This is a genomic window from Sphingobacterium sp. NGMCC 1.201703, assembly GCF_047784615.1.
Lineage (GTDB): Bacteria > Bacteroidota > Bacteroidia > Sphingobacteriales > Sphingobacteriaceae > Sphingobacterium.
Genome location: NZ_JBLOHD010000014.1, coordinates 1 through 1342 on the forward strand (window position 1 = coordinate 1; position 1342 = coordinate 1342).

Sequence of the window (1342 nt, forward strand, 5' to 3'; positions counted from 1 at the left end):
GGGACTGTCCCACTAAGTGTGTAAATAAAAAATACGGAGTTCAGTTATGTTCCTTATAACTGGACTCTTTTTTCAAATAAAGTTAAGAACTGATTTAGGATAATACCCCAATTCTGAATAGGCATTGTCCACTTTTTAGAGATTTCTCTCAAAGCCAAATATACAGATTTCAGTACAGCATCATCGCTGGGAAATGACAGTTTATTCTTGGTGTATTTACGGATTTTCCCGTTCATGTTTTCGATGATATTTGTCGTATAGATAATTCGTCGGATCTCAAGTGGGAAGTCGTAAAAGACGGTCAGTTCGTCCCAGTTCTCCCGCCATGATCTGATGGCATAGGGATATTTGGATTCCCACCTATCGGCAAAATCTGCCAGTGCGGCCTGTGTAGCCTGTTTATTGGGAGCATCATAGATAGGTCTCATATCCGCTGTAAACGCCTTTTTATCCTTCCATACAACATATCTGCAGGCATTTCGGATCTGATGGACAACACAGACCTGGGTACTGCATTCAGGAAATACACTCCGTATGGTAGCGGAGAAACCGTTGAGATTATCGGTCGCTGTAATCAGCATATCCTCTACGCCCCGGGACTTCAGGTCTGTCAGGATTCCCATCCAAAAACTCGCGCTTTCATTCTTGCCCAGCCACATGCCCAAAACTTCTTTATAACCATCCCTGTTCAGGCCCACGGCAAGATAAATGGTCTTATTGACCACTTTGGAGTTCTCCCTGACCTTAAAGACAATGCCATCCATCCAGACAATCAGATACACGTTGTCCAGAGGACGGTTTTGCCAGGCAATCACATCGCCCGCCACACGGTCAGTAATCCGGGAAATCGTCGATTCAGAAAGATCAAATCCGTACACATCGCGCATCATATTTTCTATATCCGAAACACTCATGCCTTTGGCATATAGCGAAACGATCACGTTCTCAACTCCGTCAATCATGTTCTTACGCTTGGGAACGATAATGGGATTGAATGTACCATCGCGATCCCGGGGGACCTGAATTTCCAGATCTCCCTGATCCCCACGGACCTTTTTGCTCGTATGTCCGTTTCGGGAATTGCCCTGACCACTGCGCTCATGCTTTTCATAGCCAAGGTGGCCGTCCATTTCTCCTTCAAGCATCTGCGATACTGCACGTGCCTGTAATTCCCGGAAAAATGATTGCAGCTCTAACCCGTCCTTAAAACTCTTTAAGAACTCCTTGTCGTTTAATAATGACTCTTTGTCAATCATACTCTTATAAAGTTAAGTAAATAAAAAATGCGAAGTCCTTTCAAACTCCGCATTTTTATAACTTACACACTTTATGAGACGGTGTC

Annotated in this window: 1 protein-coding gene; it reads right to left on the reverse strand. The window is 44.0% G+C overall.

Going from position 1 to position 1342, the window contains the following annotated elements:
* Positions 1-53: 53 nt before the first annotated feature.
* The gene (locus ACK8HY_RS22980; RefSeq protein ID WP_416134979.1) at positions 54-1253 is read right to left on the reverse strand and encodes an IS256 family transposase; all 1200 of its coding nucleotides are present in this window, start codon (positions 1251-1253) and stop codon (positions 54-56) included.
* Positions 1254-1342: the final 89 nt, after the last annotated feature.